This is a genomic window from Clostridium sp. CMCC3677 (assembly GCF_023845585.1).
Taxonomy (GTDB): Bacteria; Bacillota; Clostridia; order Clostridiales; family Clostridiaceae; genus Clostridium; species Clostridium aquiflavi.
Window position 1 is genome coordinate 1 of the sequence record NZ_JAMQHS010000075.1, and the last position, 248, is coordinate 248.

Genomic DNA, 248 nt, shown 5'->3' on the forward strand with positions numbered 1-248 from the left:
TGCATTAATATAGATATCCCAAGCCATGCTAAAAATAAATTTAAAAAGTTATCAAAATTTCTGAATTCAAATAATTCTACAGATGCTGGAAGCATTATAAACATTCCTAAAATAGTGTTTATTAAAAATGGTCCTATTGAAATGAAAAAAGATTTTAATGGCTTATCCGATGGTTCATGAATTACATAACCACATGGATTGCTTAGTTGAAAATATTTTACTTCATATACTGGGACCTGCATTAGTCG

Annotated in this window: 1 pseudogene; it reads right to left on the reverse strand. The window is 28.2% G+C overall.

The features are described from left to right. Positions 1 to 248 (reverse strand): annotated as a pseudogene (locus NG901_RS16790) (DUF3267 domain-containing protein); the annotation flags it as partial.